At 67.0% G+C, this 20,810-nt stretch carries 24 protein-coding genes; 10 read left to right on the forward strand and 14 right to left on the reverse strand.

The genetic code is table 11. The features are described 5' to 3' along the window. The first annotated feature begins 46 nt into the window (after positions 1 to 46). Positions 47 to 1,102 carry a permease gene (locus ACUXVH_RS26880; RefSeq protein WP_019094201.1) on the forward strand — a complete coding sequence of 352 codons (1,056 nt, stop codon included), beginning with the start codon at positions 47 to 49 and terminating at the stop codon, positions 1,100 to 1,102. Positions 1,103 to 1,270: 168 nt separating this feature from the next. Here ACUXVH_RS26880 and mnmH read toward each other — a convergent pair whose 3' ends face one another. The 3 genes from mnmH to ACUXVH_RS26895 are packed head-to-tail and all read right to left on the reverse strand — an operon-like array spanning position 1,271 to position 3,844. Continuing rightward, positions 1,271 to 2,365: a tRNA 2-selenouridine(34) synthase MnmH gene (mnmH, locus tag ACUXVH_RS26885; RefSeq protein ID WP_065363570.1), complete on the reverse strand. Its 1,095-nt coding sequence runs from the start codon at positions 2,363 to 2,365 to the stop codon at positions 1,271 to 1,273. Beyond that, positions 2,365 to 3,399 (reverse strand): selenide, water dikinase SelD, encoded by a 1,035-nt coding sequence (selD, locus tag ACUXVH_RS26890; RefSeq protein WP_065363569.1) that lies wholly within the window; start codon positions 3,397 to 3,399, stop codon positions 2,365 to 2,367. Before selD ends, mnmH begins: the two co-directional genes overlap by 1 nt. 43 nt (positions 3,400 to 3,442) lie before the next feature. Continuing rightward, the gene (locus ACUXVH_RS26895; protein ID WP_225368747.1) at positions 3,443 to 3,844 is read right to left on the reverse strand and encodes a nuclear transport factor 2 family protein; all 402 of its coding nucleotides are present in this window, start codon (positions 3,842 to 3,844) and stop codon (positions 3,443 to 3,445) included. Positions 3,845 to 4,106: 262 nt separating this feature from the next. On the opposite strand from ACUXVH_RS26895, the gene ACUXVH_RS26900 reads away from it, so the two are divergent. Both ACUXVH_RS26900 and ACUXVH_RS26905 read left to right on the forward strand, forming a co-directional pair. Next, complete coding sequence (locus tag ACUXVH_RS26900; RefSeq protein WP_015635066.1) at positions 4,107 to 5,063, forward strand: nucleoside-specific channel-forming protein Tsx; 957 nt, start codon at positions 4,107 to 4,109, stop codon at positions 5,061 to 5,063. 87 nt (positions 5,064 to 5,150) lie between these two features. Further along, complete coding sequence (locus ACUXVH_RS26905) at positions 5,151 to 6,179, forward strand: purine-nucleoside phosphorylase (protein ID WP_065363568.1); 1,029 nt, start codon at positions 5,151 to 5,153, stop codon at positions 6,177 to 6,179. Positions 6,180 to 6,556: 377 nt separating this feature from the next. On the opposite strand, the gene ACUXVH_RS26910 is transcribed toward ACUXVH_RS26905, so the two are convergent. The 3 genes from ACUXVH_RS26910 to ACUXVH_RS26920 form a co-directional block, all read right to left on the reverse strand. Next, positions 6,557 to 7,513: a quinone oxidoreductase family protein gene (locus ACUXVH_RS26910; protein ID WP_053157584.1), complete on the reverse strand. Its 957-nt coding sequence runs from the start codon at positions 7,511 to 7,513 to the stop codon at positions 6,557 to 6,559. A gap of 41 nt (positions 7,514 to 7,554) precedes the next feature. Continuing rightward, the gene (locus ACUXVH_RS26915; protein ID WP_015635062.1) at positions 7,555 to 7,728 is read right to left on the reverse strand and encodes a DUF1427 family protein; all 174 of its coding nucleotides are present in this window, start codon (positions 7,726 to 7,728) and stop codon (positions 7,555 to 7,557) included. 410 nt (positions 7,729 to 8,138) lie between these two features. After that, positions 8,139 to 8,912: an AraC family transcriptional regulator gene (locus tag ACUXVH_RS26920; RefSeq protein WP_041117284.1), complete on the reverse strand. Its 774-nt coding sequence runs from the start codon at positions 8,910 to 8,912 to the stop codon at positions 8,139 to 8,141. 224 nt (positions 8,913 to 9,136) lie between these two features. On the opposite strand from ACUXVH_RS26920, the gene ACUXVH_RS26925 reads away from it, so the two are divergent. Continuing rightward, the gene (locus tag ACUXVH_RS26925) at positions 9,137 to 9,364 is read left to right on the forward strand and encodes a DUF6555 family protein (protein WP_011060569.1); all 228 of its coding nucleotides are present in this window, start codon (positions 9,137 to 9,139) and stop codon (positions 9,362 to 9,364) included. A gap of 49 nt (positions 9,365 to 9,413) precedes the next feature. Here the strand turns inward: ACUXVH_RS26925 and ACUXVH_RS26930 are convergent, their stop codons facing one another. Beyond that, on the reverse strand, positions 9,414 to 9,584 hold the full coding sequence (locus ACUXVH_RS26930) for a hypothetical protein (RefSeq protein WP_015635060.1): 171 nt from the start codon (positions 9,582 to 9,584) through the stop codon (positions 9,414 to 9,416). A gap of 132 nt (positions 9,585 to 9,716) precedes the next feature. Beyond that, the gene (glcC, locus tag ACUXVH_RS26935; RefSeq protein ID WP_065363567.1) at positions 9,717 to 10,484 is read right to left on the reverse strand and encodes a transcriptional regulator GlcC; all 768 of its coding nucleotides are present in this window, start codon (positions 10,482 to 10,484) and stop codon (positions 9,717 to 9,719) included. A gap of 231 nt (positions 10,485 to 10,715) precedes the next feature. Between glcC and glcD the strand changes: the two genes are divergently transcribed. Genes glcD through ACUXVH_RS26955 form a run of 4 tightly spaced genes read left to right on the forward strand, consistent with a single transcriptional unit; the run spans position 10,716 to position 14,931 of the window. After that, positions 10,716 to 12,215: a glycolate oxidase subunit GlcD gene (gene glcD, locus ACUXVH_RS26940; RefSeq protein ID WP_065363566.1), complete on the forward strand. Its 1,500-nt coding sequence runs from the start codon at positions 10,716 to 10,718 to the stop codon at positions 12,213 to 12,215. Beyond that, positions 12,215 to 13,279 carry a glycolate oxidase subunit GlcE gene (gene glcE / locus ACUXVH_RS26945; RefSeq protein WP_065363565.1) on the forward strand — a complete coding sequence of 355 codons (1,065 nt, stop codon included), beginning with the start codon at positions 12,215 to 12,217 and terminating at the stop codon, positions 13,277 to 13,279. Before glcD ends, glcE begins: the two co-directional genes overlap by 1 nt. A gap of 3 nt (positions 13,280 to 13,282) precedes the next feature. Then, positions 13,283 to 14,500 carry a glycolate oxidase subunit GlcF gene (glcF, locus tag ACUXVH_RS26950; protein WP_445496359.1) on the forward strand — a complete coding sequence of 406 codons (1,218 nt, stop codon included), beginning with the start codon at positions 13,283 to 13,285 and terminating at the stop codon, positions 14,498 to 14,500. Between the two features lie 23 nt (positions 14,501 to 14,523). After that, positions 14,524 to 14,931, forward strand: coding sequence for a heme-binding protein (locus ACUXVH_RS26955; RefSeq protein ID WP_065363563.1), 408 nt, complete (start codon positions 14,524 to 14,526; stop codon positions 14,929 to 14,931). A 7-nt stretch (positions 14,932 to 14,938) separates the two neighbouring features. Here the strand turns inward: ACUXVH_RS26955 and ACUXVH_RS26960 are convergent, their stop codons facing one another. Further along, positions 14,939 to 15,391, reverse strand: a complete 453-nt coding sequence (locus ACUXVH_RS26960) for a DMT family transporter (protein WP_041117272.1) — start codon at positions 15,389 to 15,391, stop codon at positions 14,939 to 14,941. A gap of 2 nt (positions 15,392 to 15,393) precedes the next feature. Further along, the gene (locus tag ACUXVH_RS26965; protein ID WP_011060562.1) at positions 15,394 to 15,897 is read right to left on the reverse strand and encodes a DMT family transporter; all 504 of its coding nucleotides are present in this window, start codon (positions 15,895 to 15,897) and stop codon (positions 15,394 to 15,396) included. A gap of 113 nt (positions 15,898 to 16,010) precedes the next feature. Between ACUXVH_RS26965 and ACUXVH_RS26970 the strand changes: the two genes are divergently transcribed. Next, a complete protein-coding gene (locus tag ACUXVH_RS26970) occupies positions 16,011 to 16,955 on the forward strand; it encodes a LysR family transcriptional regulator (RefSeq protein ID WP_011060561.1) in 945 nt (314 codons plus the stop codon). A gap of 74 nt (positions 16,956 to 17,029) precedes the next feature. On the opposite strand, the gene ACUXVH_RS26975 is transcribed toward ACUXVH_RS26970, so the two are convergent. Next, positions 17,030 to 18,328 carry an Nramp family divalent metal transporter gene (locus ACUXVH_RS26975; RefSeq protein WP_370505844.1) on the reverse strand — a complete coding sequence of 433 codons (1,299 nt, stop codon included), beginning with the start codon at positions 18,326 to 18,328 and terminating at the stop codon, positions 17,030 to 17,032. A gap of 178 nt (positions 18,329 to 18,506) precedes the next feature. Here ACUXVH_RS26975 and ACUXVH_RS26980 point away from each other — a divergent pair, with 178 nt between their 5' ends. Next, positions 18,507 to 18,962 carry a thiol-disulfide oxidoreductase DCC family protein gene (locus tag ACUXVH_RS26980; RefSeq protein ID WP_065364701.1) on the forward strand — a complete coding sequence of 152 codons (456 nt, stop codon included), beginning with the start codon at positions 18,507 to 18,509 and terminating at the stop codon, positions 18,960 to 18,962. Between the two features lie 18 nt (positions 18,963 to 18,980). On the opposite strand, the gene ACUXVH_RS26985 is transcribed toward ACUXVH_RS26980, so the two are convergent. The 3 genes from ACUXVH_RS26985 to folE are packed head-to-tail and all read right to left on the reverse strand — an operon-like array spanning position 18,981 to position 20,621. After that, complete coding sequence (locus tag ACUXVH_RS26985) at positions 18,981 to 19,508, reverse strand: DUF3833 domain-containing protein (protein WP_065363561.1); 528 nt, start codon at positions 19,506 to 19,508, stop codon at positions 18,981 to 18,983. Between the two features lie 24 nt (positions 19,509 to 19,532). Continuing rightward, positions 19,533 to 20,060 carry a chalcone isomerase family protein gene (locus tag ACUXVH_RS26990; protein ID WP_065363560.1) on the reverse strand — a complete coding sequence of 176 codons (528 nt, stop codon included), beginning with the start codon at positions 20,058 to 20,060 and terminating at the stop codon, positions 19,533 to 19,535. Continuing rightward, positions 20,061 to 20,621 carry a GTP cyclohydrolase I FolE gene (gene folE, locus ACUXVH_RS26995; RefSeq protein WP_015635048.1) on the reverse strand — a complete coding sequence of 187 codons (561 nt, stop codon included), beginning with the start codon at positions 20,619 to 20,621 and terminating at the stop codon, positions 20,061 to 20,063. Positions 20,622 to 20,810: the final 189 nt, after the last annotated feature.

A 20,810-nucleotide genomic window follows, 5' to 3' on the forward strand; every position in this document is an offset into this window, starting at 1 on the left:
CAGCGGCTACAATTCGCGCTTATTGTCCTCGTGCGGAATACCTTTCATGTCCAACCTCGCCTCCACCCAGCCCAACCGCGGCTGGGCGTTCTGGTGCAAACCCCTGCTGTTCCTGCTGGTCGCCGCCATCGGCCTGTATTACGTGAAGTGGTCGCCCTACTACCTCAAGGCCTTTGTCGCCGCCGACAGCCACAGCATCGGCGCCTCGATCCTCAACGATCAGCAGAGCTCGCCCTGGAGCGCCGCCCTGGCCTATTCCCAGGTGTACTTCCTGGCCATCTGGAAGGCTGCGGTGCTGGCGGTGATCCTGGGTTCCCTGCTGCAGGTGCTGATTCCCCGGGATTGGCTGCTGCGCCTGTTCGGTCGTGCCGGCTTCGGCTCGACCCTGCGCGGCGGGCTGTTCGCCCTTCCGGGCATGATGTGTTCCTGCTGCGCCGCGCCGGTGGCTGCTGGCCTGCGCCGGCAGAAGGTTTCGGTGGGTGCGGCCCTGGCGTTCTGGATCGCCAACCCGGTGCTCAACCCGGCCACCCTGGTGTTCATGGGCTTTGTCCTGGGCTGGGGCTTTTCCGCCCTGCGCCTGGTGGCGGGGATTGTCCTGGTGCTGGGCGTGTCCCTGGTGGCGCAGCGTGTCGCCGGCCCCGAGCAACTGCCCGAAGCCGCGGTGGATGCGGTGGTGGAAGCCAGCACGGTGAACGACCAGCCGTTCCTCAGCCGCTGGGGCAAAACCCTGTGGCAACTGTTCTGGAGCACCATTCCGATCTACGTACTGGCGGTACTGGTGCTGGGCGCGGCGCGGGTCTGGCTGTTTCCGCATATCGACGGTGCCATGGGTGACAGCCTGTGGTGGCTGGTGCCGCTGGCGATCGCCGGGACCCTGTTCGTGATCCCCACGGCGGCAGAGATTCCCATCGTCCAGACCATGATGACCCTGGGCCTGGGCACCGGGTCGGCGGTGGCCCTGCTGATGACCCTGCCGAGCATCAGCCTGCCGTCGCTGCTGATGCTGCGCAAGGATTTCGATGCCCGGGTACTGGTGACCGTGGCCGTGCTGACCATGCTGGTGGGGATTGTCTGCGGGTTGATTGGTGCGGCGTTGTTGTAGGGCTGGAGGGCCCTTTCGCTGGCAAGCCAGCTCCTACGGTCGGTGGGGAGCTGCCCATGTAGGAGCCGGCTTGCCGGCGAAGGCGATCTCGCGGGCCCCTTCGCTGGCAAGCCAGCTCCTACGGTTGGTGGGAGCTGCCCTGTAGGAGCCGGCTTGTCGGCGAACGAATCAGCGCGGTGAGCGCTGGCGCAGGTAATCGAGCACGGCGCCGTGGTCGCCGCTGAACTCGATCCGCGCGCCCTTGCTCTCGCGCTGGAAGGCGTACATCGGGTCGTAGTATTCACCCAGCAAGCCTTCGATCCAGGCCCGGTGCCGTTCCACGTCGCCGCTGCGGGCCTGTTCCGCCAGCGCGGCTTCCATCAGCAGGAACAGGCGCTGGTGACGCTCGCCACCGAGGCGCTTGTGGATCTTGTTCAGGCTTTCCAGCAGGCGCTCGGCGAACAGCGCGAAGCCCTGTTCGCCATGCACGGCCACGAACTCGGCGCTGAGGTTGACCACGTAGTCGTCAAGGATGCGCTGCACCCGGCTGTCGAGGCGGTCCTCCAGCCAGACCATGGGCAAGCCCTGCATGCTCTGGTACAGCGGCAGCGGCAAGGCGCAACTGCCGATCATGCGGTTCTCGTCTTCCAGGACAAAGCTCTGCACGCCGCGCTCACGCTTTTTCAGCAGGTCCACCGCCAGGCGATTTTCGAAGTCGATGTTGCTCGGCTGGCCGGTGGCGCGGCGGCCGAAGCTGGAGCCGCGGTGGTTGGCGTGGCCTTCCAGGTCCAGGGCGTTGTCCAGCTGGCCCAGCACTTGGGTCTTGCCGGTGCCGGTCATGCCCCCCAGGAGGACGAAATCGCACTGCTGCAGGGCCTGTTCGGTGGTGTCCAGAAGGAAGGTACGCATGGCCTTGTAACCGCCACCAACCCGCGGGTAGTCAATGCCCGCTTCCCTGAGCCACTGCTGGACGATCTGCGAGCGCAGGCCGCCACGGAAGCAGTACAGCAGGCCGTCGGGATGGGCTCGGGCGAAATCGGCCCAGGCCTGGACGCGCTGCTCCTTGATCGCGCCGGACACCAGTTGATGCCCCAGGACAATCGCCGCCTGCTGGCCCTGCTGCTTGTAGCAGGTGCCGACCCGTTGGCGCTCCTGGTCGGTCATCAGGGGCAAGTTGAGCACCCCGGGAAAGGCGCCCTTGGTGAATTCGATCGGCGCGCGGGTGTCCATCATCGGCCGGTCATTGAGGAAGATCTCGCGGTAGTCGGTGCAGTCCAGAGACATCAGAACACCTCGACCGCGTGGCTCTGTCGCTCTACCAGCTCGCCAATCGGCGCCAGTTCCAGGCCCAGTTCCGCCGCCAGGGCCAGGAATTCGCCATTGCCTTGCGGGGTTACCGCCACCAGCAGCCCGCCACTGGTCTGCGGGTCGCAGAGCACGCGCTTGTGCAGTTCCTGCACTCGCCCGACCTTGTCGGCGTAGCTGCTGTAGTTGCGCAAGGTGCCACCGGGCACACAGCCCTGGTCCAGGTAGTATTCGACCCCCGGCAGGCGCGGTACGCGGTCGTAGTGAATGCGCGCGGTCAGGCCACTGCCGTCGGCCATTTCCACCAGGTGCCCGAGCAGGCCGAAACCGGTGACGTCGGTCATCGCGGTCACCCCTTCGAGCTTGCCGAAACGGCTGCCGGGCTTGTTCAGGGTGCACATCCAGTCCCGGGCCAGGCCGATGTCGGCGCTGCGCAGCTTGCCCTTTTTCTCGGCGGTGGTAAGCACGCCGATCCCCAGGGGCTTGGTCAGGTACAGCAGGCAACCGGCCGTGGCGGTGTCGTTGCGCTTCATGAAGCGTTTTTCCACCAGCCCGGTGACCGCCAGGCCGAAGATCGGCTCCGGCGCATCGATGGAGTGCCCGCCCGCAAGAGGAATGCCCGCGGCGTCGCACACGGCACGGCCGCCGCGGATCACCTCCCGGGCGATTTCCGGGGCCAGCACGTTCACCGGCCAGCCGAGAATGGCAATCGCCATCAGCGGGTCGCCGCCCATGGCGTAGATGTCGCTGATGGCGTTGGTGGCGGCGATGCGGCCGAAGTCGAAGGGGTCGTCGACGATGGGCATGAAGAAGTCGGTGGTGGAGACCACGCCGCGCTCTTCATCGATGGCGTACACCGCCGCGTCATCGCGCGAGGCATTGCCGACCCAGAGCTTGGGGTCGAGGTTCTGCGCCCCGCTGCCGGCCAGGATCACCTCCAGTACCTGGGGCGAAATCTTGCAGCCGCAGCCGGCTCCGTGGCTGTACTGGGTCAGGCGAATCGGCTCGCTCATGGGGCACCTCGTCAAGTCTGGGACCGGGATTCTAGCAGAGCCCTCAGGCACTTGGCCGCGGCGTGCCCTGATGGAACAGCATCTGCCAGCGCCCCTCCTGGCAGCGCCACAGCGAGCTGCGCCAGGCACTGCTGGCCGCCCGCCCGGGCGCTGCGGCGTTATGGCACAGGTAGGTGACCTGGGCCAGCTCGGCCCCCAGGCACTGCACGGCGAACTCGCTGATGCGCCGTTCGATGAACACCTGCTGCGGCAGGCTGGCCAGCACCTGGGCCTTGTCCCAGCGCCCGCCGCTGACGCCGAATTCAAGAAAGTCATCGGCCAGCAAGGCCTCCAGCGCCTGGCGATCGGCACGCACTTCGGCCTGTTGCAACTGGCGTTCAAGCATCAGCAGGTGGTCGGACAGCTCCATGATCACTCCCGAGGTGGTGGCGGGTAAGTGGCGCACTCTAGCATTGCGCGCCTGCACCAGCGCCGGGCCTGGGGGCCGGGCATTGCCCAGGCCTGCAGCGTCCGGCCCTCCCCGCCATCGGCACGCACCCCGCCCCAAGCGCCAATCCCGCGGCCATTCACGCCTTTGTCGCAAGCCGCTGTTTCAAGTTGGTACGCCATATGCAAACGTTTGCGAGTTGTAATTTTGTGGGTGTTCGCCGCCTTCTTTCGAAGTGTCGAGCACAAGGGACTTCACACTGCAAGAACAGGGACTTTCCATGCTCAACCCTCTGCGACGCCATGCGTCCTGCCGTACCCTGGCTGTTTCGTTGTGGCTGGCCGGCGTTACGGGTCTACCCAGCGCCTTCGCCCAGCCCCCCGCCGCCCCGGCGGACGACTCGGCCCAGGGCGAAAGCCTGAGCGCCGATGTACAACCGGCCAAACAGGGCGCCTACCTCTCCGACTGGTACAACCAGGACCTGATGCTCATCGGCAGCAAGGACATCAGCTTCGGCCCGCGCCCGGCAGACGACATCTACCTGGAATACGAATACTTCGGGCGCAAGGGCCCCTTCGAGCTGTACGGCTACATCGACCTGCCGAAGATCCTCGACATCGGCAACAGCCACGACAAGGGCATCTGGGACCACGGCTCGCCGCTGTTCATGGAGCACGAGCCGCGAATCTCCATCGACTACCTGGCCGGCCGCAGCCTGGCCATCGGCCCATTCAAGGAGTGGTACGTGGCCTTCGACTGGATCTACGACCACGGCAGCCGCACCGCCAACCGCGCCAACACCCTGTACAGCGGCCTGGGCACCGACATCGACACCCATTCGCGGGTCAACCTCTCGGCCAACTTCTACGGCCGCTACCAGTGGGAAAACTACGGCGCCAGCAACGAATACTCCTGGGACGGCTACCGCGCCCAGCTGAAATACATCGTGCCCATCGACAGCTTCAGCAACGGCGCCTCGCTGACCTACATCGGCTTCACCAATTTCGATTTCGGCTCCGACCTGCACAAGGACAACCCGGCCCGCACCGCCAATGCCACGGTGGCCACCAACGTGCTGCTCTATTCCTTCACCCACCTGCGCTTCACCCTGGTGGGCCGCTACTTCCACAACGGCGGCAACTGGGAGGATGGCAGCGTGCTGAATTTCGGTGATGGCGAGTTCCGTGCCCGCTCCAATGGCTGGGGCTATTACGCCGGGGTTGGCTATCAGTTTTAAAGCAGCGGCAAGACAAGAGCGGTTGCGATGAGTTGCAACCTGGATCAGGCAGGATAAGCGCCGGTTAACGGCAGTCATGGAGGTTGTATGCGTGGGATTCAAAAGATTTCGTGGGGACTGGGCTTGAGTGCACTGGTGGCTAGCGGCGCCTGGGCCAGTGAGGCACCGATCAAGCCCAAGGTGGTGCTGATCAGCATGTTCGCGCCGGAAGCGCAGCACTGGATCGAGCGCCTGGAGCTCAAGCGCGAGATCCGCGTGCCGGGGCTGGCGGCGGAGTATCCGGTGATTCGCTGCAACGACCGGGAGGTGTGCCTGTTGACCACGGGCATGGGCCAGACCAATGCCGCGGCGTCGACCCTGGCCCTGGCGCTGTCGCCCAAATTCGACCTGCGCACGAGCTATTTCCTGATTGCCGGGATCGCCGGCATCAGCCCCCAGCACGGCACCATCGGCACCGCCGCCTGGGCCCATTACCTGGTGGAGTTCGGCACCCAGTGGGAAATCGACTCCCGGGATGCGCCCGAGGGCTGGCCCACCGGCTACCTGGGGATCAACACCAAGGGGCCCAACGAAAAACCGCCCCTGGACTACAAGACCGAAGTCTTCGAGCTGAACCCCAAGCTCCAGGCCAAGGCCTTCGCCCTGAGCCGCAACGTGGCCCTGAGCGAGAGCAAGGAGTCGGTGGCCTGGCGCCTGAAATACCCCAAGGCCCCGGCCAACCAGCCACCGGTGGTGACCCGCTGCGACACCCTGGCGGGCAACACCTGGTTTTCCGGCACCCGCCTGAGCGAACGCGCGGAGGTCTGGACCCGCTTGCTGACCGACAACAAAGGCACCTATTGCACCACCCAGCAGGAAGACAACTCCACCTACGAAGCCTTGCTGCGGGCCAGCCGCGAGGGCCTGCTGGACATTCAGCGCCTGGCGGTGGTGCGCGCCGGTTCCGACTTCGACCGCCCGGCCCCGGAGGCCAGCGAAGTGGACAACCTGCTCAAGTACGCCGACCAGGGCGGCTTTGTCCCGGCCCTGGAAAACCTCTACCGGGCGGGCAACCCCCTGGTGCAGGACATCCTCGGCAACTGGTCGGCCTGGGAAAAGGGCGTGCCCGAGACCTGATTTCTCTCCCGGGAGCGGCCAGGCGGCGTTCCGCTTGCCGGCGATGGAGGTCTCAAGGCCCTCTTCGCCAGCAAGCTGGCTCCTACACAGGACACACAGCGCACGCATCCCCCGTAGGAGCCGGCTTGCCGGCGAAGGCGATCTCTGGGCCCTCTTCGCCAGCAAGCTGGCTCCTACACAGAACACGCAGCGCACGCATCCCCCGTAGGAGCCGGCTTGCCGGCGAAGGCGATCTCAAGGGCCCCTTCGCCAGCAAGCGGGCTCCTACACAGAACACACGGCGCACGCATCCCCCGTAGGAGCCGGCTTGCCGGCGAAAGCGATCTCAAGGCCCCTTCGCCAGCAAGCGGGCTCCTACGCAGGGATGGCTGCTGCGCTCAGGGGATGAGGATGATTTTTTCGCCGCGCCCCTGGTTCACTTCGGCATAACGCTCCAGCCCCCGCTCCAGCGGCGATTCCACCAGGCCTTCCGGCAGCGGCAGCAGGCCTTCATCGAAATAGCGGCCGAACTGCTCCAGCATCGCCGCGCACGCCTCTACGCCATACAACAGCGAGTTGATCCCCACCACCGAGCCACCCTTGCGGTACAGCGCCAGGGCCGGCAGTTGCACATGGCCGTCCACCGGGGCGGCGATGATGGCGATGCGGCCAAAGGTGGCCAGGGCCGGCACCGAGGCCGGCAGCCAGAAGCCGGTGGTGTCGAAGATCACCTCGGCACCGCCGGCATAGACTTCGGCCACCTGGGCCGCCAGGGTTTCCGGCTGTTGCAGGTGCAGGGTCGGGTAGCCCTGGGCTTCAAGCGCCTGGACCTGCTCCACCCGGCGCGCCGCCGCCAGCACCCGGGCCCCGCGCACCTTGGCCAGGGCCAGGGCCGCCGAGGCCACCGCGCCGCCGCCGATCACCAGCAGCCGGGTGCCACGAGCTACGCCACTGCGCTCCAGGGCATCCCAGGCCGTGGTGTAGGGCACCCCGAGGCTTGCGGCCTGGGCAAAGCTCAGGTGCCGTGGCTTGCGGGCCACGCCCTGGGCGGACAGCACCACGTACTGGGCATGGCTGCCGTCGGCGAAGAAGCCCAGCTCCTTGCCGGTGCCCCAGACTTCCTGGCCCAGCAGTTGCGCCGGCCCCTGCTCCACCACCCCGGCAAAGTCCCGCCCGGGCACCCGCGGCAGTGTGGTGTAGGGAAAGCGCCCGAGGACGTTCTTCACATCACTGGGGTTGAGGCCCGCGGCCTTGATGCGCACCAGCACCTGGCCAGCACCCGGTACCGGGGTGGGCAGGTCCACTACGTGCAGGGCCGCGAGGTCGCCGGTGGCGGAAAATTGCAGTGCTTTCATCGTCGGTTCCATGAGTCGGGGGAGAAAGGAAAAATGCGTGTTCAGGACAGCCAGCTGCCGAGCAACTGGCGCCCCAGGGGCCACAACTGCTCACCGCCGAGCATGCCCAAGAGGCCAACCAGGGCAATTGCCGGTGGCGCCGGAGAACGCACCTGCAAGGCGCCGTAAAGCAGGCCGACCAACAGGCCGGCGGCCAGGGAAATCAGGTAGTTCATGCTGCGCTCCAGAGGCCGTGCGGCTCATGCCGGGGTGAAGTGGCGTGTGCGGCACAGTCTAGGTGGCACGGTCCCGCGGCATCGGCCAAGTGCTTCAGGATTTCGGCCAAGGCCGAAACCCTGGCGGTCGCTCGGCTGGCGTCCGCCTGATGCACATCCGGCGCTCTCCGGATCTTCACGTCTCCTGCGACGGAGTGCCGCCCAGAGCGTTCGTCCGAACGCGGCCCGAGCCTGCGGCAGCGGCTACACGACGCCAGGCACTCCCTGTAGCCGCTGCTGAGCCTGCGAAGCTGCGAAAAGGACCGAAGGGCCTTGCTTGGCGATATCCCGACGAACCTATGGCGGCTTTGAGATTGCCGCGTCTGCTGTGGAGCCGTTCGTCCGAACGCGGCCCGAGCCTGTGGCAGCGGCTACACCTGGCTGGCGCTGGCGTACTGGGAAGGCGCGACACCCAGTTCCCGGCGGAACATGTCGCTGAAGCTGCTGGGGGAATAACCCAGCTCCCGGGCAATGCGGCTCACCGGTACACCCTGGATCAGTTCCGCGGCAGCGGTGGCCAGTTGCACCTGGCGCCGCCATTCGGCAAAGCCCACGCCCAACTGCTCCTTGAACAGCCGCGCCAGGGTGCGCACGCTGGCCCCCGCCGCATCGGCGTGCTGTTCAAAGGAGATGGCCAGGGACGGCGCCGCCATCACCGCCTGGCACAGGCTACCCAGGCGCCGGTCGGAAGCGTCCGGCAGGGCTATCTTCAATTGCGAGCGGCGAGCCCGGCGCAGTTCCAGCAGGGCCAGCCCCACCAGCGCCTCGTAGTACTCCGGCTGCGGCGGGTCGAGTTCCACCAGGCGCACGATCAATTCGCGCAGCAGGTTGTCCACCTGCAGCACCTGGACGCTGGGGTCCAGGGTCGCCGCCAGGGACGGGCGCAAGTAGATGTTGCGCATCTGCAGGTCGCTGACCACGCGAATCCCGTGGCTCACCCCCGGCGGCAACCACACCGCGCGCTGGGGCGGCACCACCAGGGCTTCATGGGGCGTCTCGACCCACATCACCCCGCTCATGGCATAGAGCAACTGGCCCCAATCGTGTTCATGGGGCTCGATGAACAAGCCCCGCGGATAGGTGCGGGCCAGGGGTTGCACCGGGATCGCGGGGTCGCTGAGGTCGGGGGGTGCGGCTAGGGCCATGGCAAGGTCGCGGCAGGTCGGCGGGCGCCCATGGTAACCAGCCGCCCGGGGCGCCGCCAACCGCTGCCGCGCCCATCCGGATGAAGGCCTGGGCGCCGCTCGGGAATCCATTCGGATAGAGCGGCTGGCGGCCCATGACCGTCGGTAGCCCGGACGGACAATCAGAGTGAATTTTTCCGCCGCGCCAGGATCACTAAAAGATCACAGGGAGGAACAAAGGCTTTATGAACAACGCAAAACTTTTCGTCATCGAATACACCCTCCACGGCGCCCCCAAGTCCTTCATCATCCGCCAGGAAAAGATGGACAACGCCGAGGCCTGGCACTGGGCCAGTTGCGACGCTGGAGTGGGTCGGATAGGACGTTTCGGCCGCGAACGGGTGAAGAAGACCAGCAAGCCCATGGCCGAAAAGTTCGGTATCGAAAACGTCACCTGGCGCCCTTCGGTCTAGGACGCAGCAACGCGGGTGGAGCCGCACGGCCCCACCCGCCGAACCCCTCTCAGCCGTGGGCGCCCTTGGCGCATTTGCAGCCTTCGGTGGAAGCGCAAGGCTCGCCGTGGGCGTGATGGTCGGCGCACGCCTGGCAGCAGTAGTGCTTGCCGTGACGGACGATGGCATGGGCGCCCAGCTTGCAGGTACAGGCCGGGCAGGCACAGGTTTGCGTGGACATGGCATGGCTCCTAGGGTTCAAGGCTCGGGCCTTTGGGCGGGTGCTTCACCGAGCGCCCCGCTCGGGCCGAGTCCCCACAGGTTAGGCCAAGGCACCGCCCGGCCAGGGCGCACGCGACTGATGGTCGGCCCCTCACTCCCAGCCCTGCAAACGCAAGGTAGCGCGCACCAGCCGCTGTTCTTCGTCCTCGATGTCCCTGAGGTTGCGGGCAATGCCCTGGATATGCGCCACCGCCGCCTTGCGCGCCTGTTCCGGCAGGCGCCCGGTGACTGCGTTGTACAGCCGCGCATGCTGGCGGTCGATCTGGCGCTTGGGCGCCGGGCGGTGATAGAGGTTGTTGACCGAGGCGAACACCGAATTCAGCAGCAGGTCGGTGAGCGAGCCCAGGGTCTGTACCAGCACCGGGTTGTGCGAGGCCTCGCAGATCGCCAGGTGAAAGGCGTGGTCCAGGCGCGCCAGGGCGGCGGACTCCAGGGCCTGTTCATGGGCCTGCAGCAGGGCCTGGTAGGCGCGCTCGATCAGCACGAAATCCGCTTCGGTGCCGCGCAGGGCCGCCAGCCGCGCCGACTCGCCTTCAAGCAGGCTGCGCACTTCCAGCAGGTCGTAGAGGGTGCGGGGCTGGGAGCTGAACAGATGCATCAGCGGCGACTGCGCCGCCGGAGCCGACAGTTGCGCCACCTGGGAGCCGCGGCCCTGTCGCGTGTCGATGATGCCCCGCGCCCGCAGCAGTTTCAGGCCCTCGCGCAGGGCCGTGCGCGAAACCCCGAGCTTGGCCGTCAGGCGCCGTTCCGAGGGCAGCAACTGGCCGGTCTTGAATACCCCGTCGACGATCAGCCGCTCGATCCGTGCGCAGACCAGGTCCGCCACCTGGGGCCGACGCCCCGCTTGCGTGTCCTGCATGCTTCCTCCCACTGGTATGACCAGCCCTGTGCCATTTGTCCGGCTATTCCTGCGTGCCCGCCAAGCTTTTGAAAAACCTGATCTTTCGGAAAAACCCCGGCCTGCCCTGGAAAACAAAGTGGTTCGACCACTGCCAACGCACATGGACACTAAAGCCCGCCGGGCCAATCATGCAAGGCAGCCGTACAGCATTCGCGACCTGATAAAAACCACACAAGGTCCTTAGCCGCCATGACGATTCTCTACGACGAACGCCTCGATGGCGCCCTGCCCGACGTCGACCGCCAGGCCCTGATCCAGGCCCTGCGCCAGCAGCTACCGGAGCTGGAGCTGCTGGACCAGGAGCAACAGCTCAAACCCTACGAATGCGATGGCCTGAGCGCCTACCGCAGCACGCCGATGCTGGTGGCCCTGCCCCGGCACCTGGACCAGGTGCAGCGCATCCTGCAGATCTGCCACGCCCATCGGGTGCCGGTGGTGGCCCGGGGCGCCGGCACGGGCCTGTCCGGTGGCGCCCTGCCCCTGGAAAAGGGCCTGCTGCTGGTGATGGCGCGCTTCAAGGAAATCCTCCAGATCGACCCCGCCGCCCGTTGCGCCCGGCTCCAGCCCGGGGTGCGCAACCTGGCGATCTCCCAGGCCGCCGCGCCTTGGGGCCTGTACTACGCTCCCGACCCCTCTTCGCAGATCGCCTGTTCGATTGGCGGCAATGTCGCGGAAAACGCCGGCGGCGTGCATTGTCTGAAATACGGCCTGACCGTGCACAACCTGCTCAAGGTCCAGATGCTCAGCGTCGAGGGCCAGCCCCTGACCCTGGGCAGCGAGGCCCTGGACGCGCCGGGCTTCGACCTGCTGGCGCTGTTCACCGGCTCCGAAGGCCTGCTGGGGGTGATCACCGAAGTCACGGTCAAGCTGCTGCCCAAGCCGCAGATCGCCAAGGTGCTGCTGGCGGCCTTCGAGTCGGTGGAAGCCGCCGGCCGCGCCGTGGCCGACATCATTGCCGCGGGCATCATCCCCGGCGGCCTGGAGATGATGGACAACCTGGCGATCCGCGCCGCGGAGGATTTCATCCATGCCGGCTACCCGGTGGACGCCGAGGCCATCCTGCTGTGCGAGCTGGACGGCGTGGAAGCCGATGTCCACGACGATTGCAAGCGGGTGCGCCAGGTGCTGGAACGGGCCGGCGCCAGCGAGGTGCGCCTGGCCCGGGACGAGGCCGAGCGCGTGCGTTTCTGGGCCGGGCGCAAGAACGCCTTCCCGGCGGTGGGGCGCTTGTCCCCGGACTACTACTGCATGGACGGCACCATTCCCCGCCGCGAGCTGCCGGGGGTGCTGCGGGGCATCGCCCGCCTGGCCGACGAACACCAGCTGCGGGTGGCCAACGTGTTCCATGCCGGCGACGGCAACATGCACCCCTTGATCCTGTTCGACGCCAACCAGCCCGGCGAGCTTGAGCGGGCCGAGGCCCTGGGGGGAAAGATCCTCGAACTGTGCGTGGCAGTGGGCGGCAGCATCACCGGCGAACACGGGGTGGGCCGGGAGAAAATCAACCAGATGTGCGCCCAGTTCAACCACCACGAGCTGACCCTGTTCCACGCCATCAAGGCGGCCTTCGACCCCAGCGGCCTGCTCAACCCGGGGAAGAACATCCCGACCCTGCACCGCTGCGCCGAATTTGGCGCCATGCACATCCACCACGGGCAACTGCCCTTCCCCGAACTGGAGCGATTCTGATGAACGTGGCCAGCGATTTCGACGCCGCCGAGACCTTGCTGGAACAGGTGCGCGATGCCTTGGCGAGCAACACCGCGCTGCGCATCCAGGGTTCCAACAGCAAGGCCTTTCTCGGCCGCGAGAGTGCCGGGGAAATACTCGATACCCGCAGCCATCGCGGCATCGTCAGCTACGACCCCACGGAGCTGGTGATCAGCGCCCGGGCCGGTACGCCGCTCGCCGAGCTGCACGCCACCCTGGACGCCGCCGGGCAGATGCTGCCCTGCGAACCGCCGTCCTTCGGCGCGGGCGCGACCCTGGGCGGCATGCTCGCCAGCGGCCTGTCCGGGCCGCGCCGGCCCTGGGCCGGGGCGGTGCGCGATTTCGTCCTCGGCACCCGGGTCATCAGCGGCAGCGGCCAACACCTGCGGTTTGGCGGCGAGGTGATGAAGAACGTCGCCGGCTATGACCTGTCACGGCTGATGGCCGGCAGCTACGGCTGCCTGGGGCTGGTCACCGAGGTCTCGCTGAAGGTCCTGCCCAAGCCCCGGCAATGCATGAGCCTGAGCCTGGAAATGGACCGCCAGCGGGCCCTCGCCCAGCTTGCCGAATGGGGCCAGCAGCCCTTGCCCATCAGCGCCGCCTGCCATCACGGCGAACGCCTGCACCTGCGCCTGGAGGGCGGTGAAGGCTCGGTGGCGGCGGCCCATGACCGGCTCGGCGGCGAGCCCCTGGACCCGTGCTACTGGAGCCAGCTCAACGAGCAGCAACTGGACTTCTTCAACCCCGGCCTGCCGCTGTGGCGCCTCTCGGTGCCGCACAACACCCCGCTGCTGCCCCTGCCCGGCGAACAACTGCTGGACTGGGGCGGCGCCCAGCGCTGGCTGAAGACCGATGCCACGGCCGCCGACATCCGCGCCGTTGTCAGCGCCGTTGGCGGCCACGCCAGTTGCTACAGCCACGGCCTGCTGGACAGCCCGTTCCAGCCCCTGGCGCCGACCCTGCTGCACTACCACCAGCGCCTCAAGGCCCAGCTGGACCCGCAAGGGATCTTCAACCCCGGCCGACTCTACGTGGAGCTCTAGACCATGCAGACCACCCTCAGCCCCGAGGCCCGGCAACTGCCCCGGGCCGCCGAAGCCGAGCGCATCCTGCGCAGTTGCGTGCATTGCGGCTTCTGCAACGCCACCTGCCCCACCTACCAGTTGCAGGGCGATGAGCTGGACGGCCCGCGGGGGCGCATCTACCTGATCAAGCAGGTGCTCGAAGGCGCCCCGGCCACCGCCCAGACGCAGCAGCACCTGGACCGCTGCCTGTCGTGCCGCAACTGCGAAAGCACCTGCCCTTCCGGGGTCGACTACCACAACCTGCTGGACATCGGCCGCGCCGCGGTGGATGCCGCCCTGCCCCGGCCCGCCGGCCAGCAATTGTTGCGCCGCGGCCTGCGGGCGCTGAGCGCCAACCCGCAGCTGTTCAAGGCCCTGATCCATGGCGGCAGCCGCCTGCGCCCGCTGCTGCCCCAGGCCCTGCAGGACAAGCTGCCGCGCCAGGTGCCCACCGCCAAACCGCGTCCGCCCCTGCGCCATGCACGGCGCGTGCTGCTGCTCGAAGGCTGCGTGCAGCCGGGGCTGTCACCCAATACCAACGCCGCCGCAGCGCGGGTCCTGGATCGCCTGGGCATCAGCGTGCAACCGGTCAGCGAGGTCGGCTGCTGCGGCGCGGTGGACTATCACCTGGATGCCCAGCAAGCCGGTCTGCAGCGCGCCCGGCGCAATATCGACGCCTGGTGGCCGCACCTGCAACTGGGGGCCGAAGCCATCGTCCAGACCGCCAGCGGCTGCGGCGCCTTCATCAAGGATTACCAGCACCTGCTGGCCCATGATCCGGCCTACCGCAGCAAGGCCCAGCGCGTCAGTGCCCTGGCCCGGGACCTGGTGGAAGTGCTGCGGGACGAACCCCTGGAACAGCTCGGCGCCCACAGCGACCAGCGCCTGGCCTTCCACTGCCCCTGCACCCTGCAGCACGCGCAGAAGCTCGGCGGCGCCGTGGAACGCCTGCTGCAACGCCTGGGCTTTCACCTCACCGCGGTGCCCGACAGCCACCTGTGTTGCGGTTCGGCGGGCACCTATTCGCTGACCCAGCCGGCGCTGGCGCGGCAACTGCGGGACGACAAGCTGCAGGCCCTGGAAAGCGGCCAGCCGGACCTCATTGCCACCGCCAATATCGGCTGCCAGAGCCACCTCGACGGCGCCGGCCGGACCCCGGTACGGCACTGGATCGAAGTGCTGGAAGCCGCCCTGCCCTGAACCTCACGCCCCTGGAGCTCGCCATGCAGCACAAAGCCGTACTGGGTCAAGACGAAGCCCGCCGCATCCTCGCCGCCGCCCGCGCCGAGGCCCAGCGCCACCGGTGGGCGGTGAGCATCGCCGTGGTCGACGACGGCGGCCATCCCCTGGCCCTGGAACGCCTCGACGGCTGCGCGCCGATCAGTGCCTATATCGCCACCGAAAAGGCCCGCACCGCGGCCCTCGGCCGGCGCGAAACCAAGGCCTACGAGGACATGGTCAATGGCGGGCGCAGCGCCTTTCTCTCGGCGCCGCTGCTCACCTCCCTGGAAGGCGGCGTGCCGATCCGCGTCGGCGGCCAGGTGGTCGGCGCGGTGGGGGTTTCCGGGGTCAAGGCCGGTGAAGACGCCCAGGTGGCACTGGCTGGCGCCGCGTGCCTGGAGGGCGATTGAAGCGGGTTCAGGCGCGGCGCACGCTGCTGCGGTACATGAACAGCAGCGCCAGGGTCAGGCACAGCATCGCCAGCAGGCGGCTGGGCGACAGTTCGATGGCCGGGTTGCCGAACCAGCCGAAGTTGTCGATCAGCATGCCCATGCCCAACTGCCCGAGAATCACCGCCACCGTGGCCACCGCAGTGCCGACCCGGGGCACGGCTCCCACCATCACCAGCATGTAGACCACGCCGAACAGCGCACCGGTCAGTTGCCATTTCGGCGCCTGCAGCAGGCTCATGGCCTGGGGCGGCTGGAAAAACACGATCAGCAGCCCGGTGATCAGGGCACCCACGGCAAAGGTCAGCAGGCTGCTGCGCAACACACCGACGCTTTCCCCCAGGCGGCCATTGATCGCCGCCTGCACACTCAGCACCGCACCGGCGGCCACCACCACAACCAGCAATAGAAACAGATTCATCTTCAACCTCGGGCAATCAGGATCAGGGCCAGCACAATCAGCGCCAGGGCCAGCCAGCGTTCGGCATTGACCGGCTTGCGGGCGCTGCCGAACCAGCCGAAATGGTCGATCAGCACGCTTTTGCCCACCTGCCCGGAAAGGATCGCGATCATGGTCATGGCAATGCCGATATGGGGCGTGGCCAACGTCAGCACCACCACGTAGATCGGCCCCAGCACCCCGCCCAGCAACTGCCAGCGCGGCAACTGGCTGAAGGCCGGGCCGGGCTGCGGACCGCTGAACAACAGCAGCAGCAACAGCAGCGCCGTGCCCACGCCGAAGATGCTCAGGGTCGCCCACAAATGGCCCACCTGGCTCCCCAGCGGGCCCAGCAGACCGGCCTCCACCGACAGGCCCATGCCCGCCAGGATCACCAGCGGCAACAGCATCAGACGCTGCCAGCCGGCAGCGGGTACAGCGCTCGCCACCGGGTTGGGCAGCGGTACTTCTATCGTTTCAGAGGACATGCAACACCTGCTCGACATCAAGGAATGGCCGGCATTATCGATTGCGCAAGCTTTGCGATAAATGGGAGCATGCCGACAACACTTTTGCGCAAAACGCACAGCGGGATCGACCCATGCACGGCTTCAACGACCTCGGTTTCAAGGCCCTGCGCCTGTTTATCGCCGTGCTCGACCAGGGCAGTTTTTCTGCCGTGGCGCGCCGCGAGGGGCTGGCGCCCTCGTCCATTTCACGGCAGATCCAACTGATGGAACAGGCCCTGGGCCAGCAGTTGCTCTACCGCCACACCCGCGCCGTCAGCCCCACCGAGGCCGGGCGCCTGCTGGGGCACCACGCGCGGCGGGTGCTGGCGCAGTGGGAGGAAGCCGAACAGGCGTTGCAGGAACAGCAGGACGAACCGGCCGGGCTGGTGCGGATCAACGCCCCGGTGGTCTTTGGCCAGCGCCACCTGTCGCCCTGGCTCGGTGAACTGCACGGGCGCTACCCGAAGCTGCAGCTGGATATCCAGCAGACCGACCGCTACATCGACCCCTTGCAGGACGGCACTGACCTGCTGTTTCGCATCGGCACCCTGGAAGACTCCTCGATGCAGGCGCGCCTGCTGGCCCCGCAGCGCTACCGGGTAGCGGCCAGCCCGGCGTACCTGGCCCGGCACGGCACCCCGCAGCATCCGGAGCAACTGCAGCGGCACCAGTGCCTGGCCTACAAGGGCGAGACCGGCCAGCAGCGCTGGTTCTTCCGCCAGGGCCGGGCAGACTGGACGCCCTACAGCGTCAAGGGCCCGCTGACCGGCAACCACGCCGACACCCTGACCCAGGCCGCCGAACAGGGCCTGGGGCTGGTGATGTTCCCTTCCTGGCTGATTGGCGAAGCCCTGCACCAGGGCCGGCTGGTGGCGCTGTTCGAAGACTTCGACGTGGCCACCAGCCTCGAACCGCAACAGATCGCCGCCCTCTGGCCCGGCAGCCGACGGCTGTCAGTGAAAGTGCGCACGGTGATCGACTTCTTCGTCGAGAAATTCGGCCCCGAGCCCTACTGGGACCGCCGCCCCGCCCCGTAGGAGCTGGCTTGCCAGCGAAGGCGGCAGCAAGGTTTGGGCAGGATCCGAAGGCCCCTTCGCCGGCAAGCCGGCTCCTACAGGGCCATTTGCAGGATCAGCCAGGCATTGGCCGCGCCGATGATGGCGAACAGGCTCCAGGCGAGGATCCGGGTCGGCCAGCGGTTGACGAACTCGCCCATCAGGCGCCGGTCGTTGGTCATGCGGATCAGCGGGTACAGGGCGAACGGCAGTTGCAGGCTGAGCACCACCTGGCTCAGCACCAGCAACTGGCCCACGGCGCCGTCACCCAGCAGCCAGACGCCGATGAACGCCGGGATCAGGGCCAGCCCACGGGTGATCAGGCGCCGCTGCCAGCAGGGAATCCGCAGGTTCAGGTAACCCTCCATGATCACTTGCCCGGCAATGGTCCCGGTGAAGGTCGAGCTCTGCCCCGAAGCCAGCAGCGCCACGCCGAACAGCACGCTGGCCAGGGCCCCGCCCACCAGCGGGTCGAGCAGGTGGTAGGCGTCCTGGATCTCCACCACATCGCTGTGGCCGGTGTTGTGGAAGGCCGCGGCGGCGAGGATCAGGATCGCCGCGTTCACCAGCAGCGCCAGGGCCAGCGAGCCGATGGTGTCGATCCGCGCCAGCTTGATGGCGTCGGCGCGGCTGGCGCGGTCGTTGCCCACCAGCCGGGTTTGCACGACGGAGGTGTGCAGGTAGAGGTTGTGGGGCATGACCGTGGCGCCGAGGATGCCGATGGCCAGGTACAGCGGCGCGGCGTCGCCGATGGCCGAGAGCGAGGGTACAAAGCCCCGGGCCACGTCCGGCCAGTAGGGCTTGATCAGCAGCAGCTCGATGAAGAAGCACACGCCAATGGTCGCCACCAGCGCCAGCATGATCGCCTCCAGCCGGCGGAAGCCGCGGTTCTGCAGGACCAGCACCAGCAGGGTGTCGAAGGCGGTTATGACGATCCCGGTGCTCAGGGACACCCCCAGCAGCAGGTGGAACGCCAGGGCGCAGCCCAGCACTTCGGCCAGGTCGGTGGCGATGATCGAAACCTCTGCCAGCAGCCACTGGGTGCGCGCCGAACGGGTGCTGTAGCGCTCGCGGCAGAGCTGGGCCAGGTCGCGCCCGGTGGCGATCCCCAGGCGGGAACACAGGCACTGCACCGCCATCCCCGCCAGGCTCGCCAGCAGCACCACGAACAGCAGGTTGTAGCCGTAGCGCGAGCCGGCCTCGATGGCCGTGGCCCAGTTGCCGGGGTCCATGTAGCCGATGGAAATCAGCAGCCCGGGGCCGGCAAAGCGCAGCAGGCGGCGCCACAGGGAAGCGCCGGGGTCGACGGCGACGGAACCCGCCACCTCCGGCGGGCAAAAGGGCGCGGTGGCGATTTTCGGCAAGCTGAATTTCACGGATATTTCCCAGGCGGATTGGCGCAGGGGCCCAGCTTAGACGTTTCAATGCGGGCACCCAAGCCTGAATTTACCCCGCCAAGGCGAGTATGCTGCGCAGGTTGTGCCCTGCGCCGAAACCTTCGGCAGTGAGTATTTTCTGGCCCAAGGTAGCCCTGTGAACAGCACTGCGACGCCCCCCGAACCTCTGCCCCCTTTCCTGCAACCCGGCGACCGGGTGCTGCTGTTCGATGGCGTGTGCAAGCTGTGCAATGCCTCGGTGCGCTTCGTCATCCGCCACGACAGCCAGCGGCGGATCAAGCTGGCCTCGGTGCAATCGCCCCAGGGCCAGGCGCTGCTGGCCTGGTTCGGCCTGCCCACCGAACAGTTCGACAGCGTGCTGCTGATCGAGGAAGCCCGGCTGTCCCAGCGCTCCGATGCGTTTATCCGCCTGATGGCGCAATTGCCGGCGCCCTGGCGCTGGCTGCGGCTGTTGCGCGGGGTTCCCCGGCCGCTGCGGGATTGGGTCTACGACCTTATTGCGCGCAATCGCTATCGGTTGTTCGGCCGTCTCGACGTCTGTTTACTGCCAAGCCCGGATCACCAGGGGCGCTTTCTCGACGACCCGTCCTGAGGCCCCGACCCGGCCCGATCAGCCGGGCTGACGCCGGAAGAACAGCGTCACCTGCCCGAGCTCGAAGCCGAACTTGGTCATGTAGGAACGATTGGCCAGAGTGTTTTCGTCCAACAGGTACATCCAGTCGTCGAAGTGCACCTGGTAGGTCTTGCCATCCACCGGCAGGTTGAGCACGTAGCGCCAGCGCAGGGCATTGCCGGCGACCTCACCCCGGGCCTCGCCGACCACATCGTCGGCGGTCCCGCGCCACAGGCCGGGCCCCGCGGGGACCAGGGTCCAGACCCGGGTCTGGCGGGTGCCGTCGCTGTAGGTGAAGTCTTCGTGCATGATGAATTTCTCGCCTTCGCTGCGGCTGTCGATCTGCACATGAAAACGCTTGATCACCTCGCCGGAGCGCTTCTGGAACAGGCCCCAGGCCTCGACACGACCCTTGAAGAACTGCCGCAGTTCCAGCTCGGGCTCCTGGTCACGGTACTGCTTGACGTCGGTGTCGCTGCATGCGACCAGGCCGAGGCACAGCACTAGCAAGTATTGCTTGAGCATGGAATATCTCCTGTGCTGCGCCCGCTATTGGCCCAGCAGTTGTGCGCGCAACTGCGGATTGCGCGTGCGCGGGTCGAGCCAGATGGCGAAAAACGCTCGGGCGAAGGCTTCGTCCTCGACCCTGTACTGCAAGCGCTGGTCGACAAAGAACTGCACCCCGCGCCCGGGCAGGAACACCCCGGTGATGCGCTGGCCCGGTTCGACATCGACGAAGGCGCGCTGCATCTGCGCCTGCCAGTCCTTGAGTTGCGCCGGGCTCACCGCGCTGCCGGACAGGCGCTGGATCTCGTCGAGGCTGGTCTGCACCAGATCGTCGCGGCTGATCGTGCGCCGGTAGGTCAGTTCCAGGGCGAAGGGGCGATCGGCCGTCAATGGCAACGTCGTGCCCCAGAGCCGCGCGTGGTAGACCTTGAAGCCGAACCAGCTGAACTCGCCGCTGCCCAGCAGCCGCGCATTGGGCAACGACTCTTGCCAACCGGCATTGGCCGTAGCGCTGAGCACCACCAGCAGCCACAGCAACCGGGCCACGCCCACTCGCCGCCTGCGTTTCATTCAAGGCTGCCTGCGCAACAGCTGAAGAAACTCCTGGCGGGTGCTGGCCGACTCGCGAAAGGCCCCCAGCATTACCGAGGTGTTCATCAGCGAGTTCTGCTTCTCGACCCCGCGCATCATCATGCACATGTGCCGCGCTTCGATGACCACCGCCACCCCGGCCGCCCGGGTCACTTCCTGGATCGCCTCGGCAATCTGCCGCGTGAGGTTCTCCTGGATCTGCAGGCGTCGTGCATACATGTCGACGATCCGCGCCACCTTGGACAGGCCCAGCACTTTGCCGGTGGGGATGTAAGCCACATGAGCCTGACCAATGAACGGCAGCAAATGGTGCTCGCACAGGGAATACAACTCGATGTTCTGGACCATCACCATCTCGTCGCTGGTGGAGCTGAACAACGCACCGTTGACCAGTTCTTCGAGGCTGGTTTCGTAACCATGGCACAGATAACGCAAGGCTTTTGAGGCTCGCTGCGGGGTGTCCCGCAAGCCCTCGCGGGTCGGGTCTTCACCCAACCCCTGCAAAATGCCGTGAAAGTGCTGGGAGAGAGGATCGTGCATGGCGCATGGCTTCCGAAAGGCTGGCAGGGCGGGCAATTTCCTTGCACGTGCCAAGGAAAAAAGGCCTCCGAGGTGGTCGACCACCTAACTGACCCAGCCCCGGTTCCACCCGGGCCTGACCTCGGAGCCCAAAAAGCGTGGGCAGCGACCGCCGCCCCTTGAAAAACTGAGCAGCTATCGGCACATCCC

Source organism: Pseudomonas sp. 8(2025), from assembly GCF_052665325.1.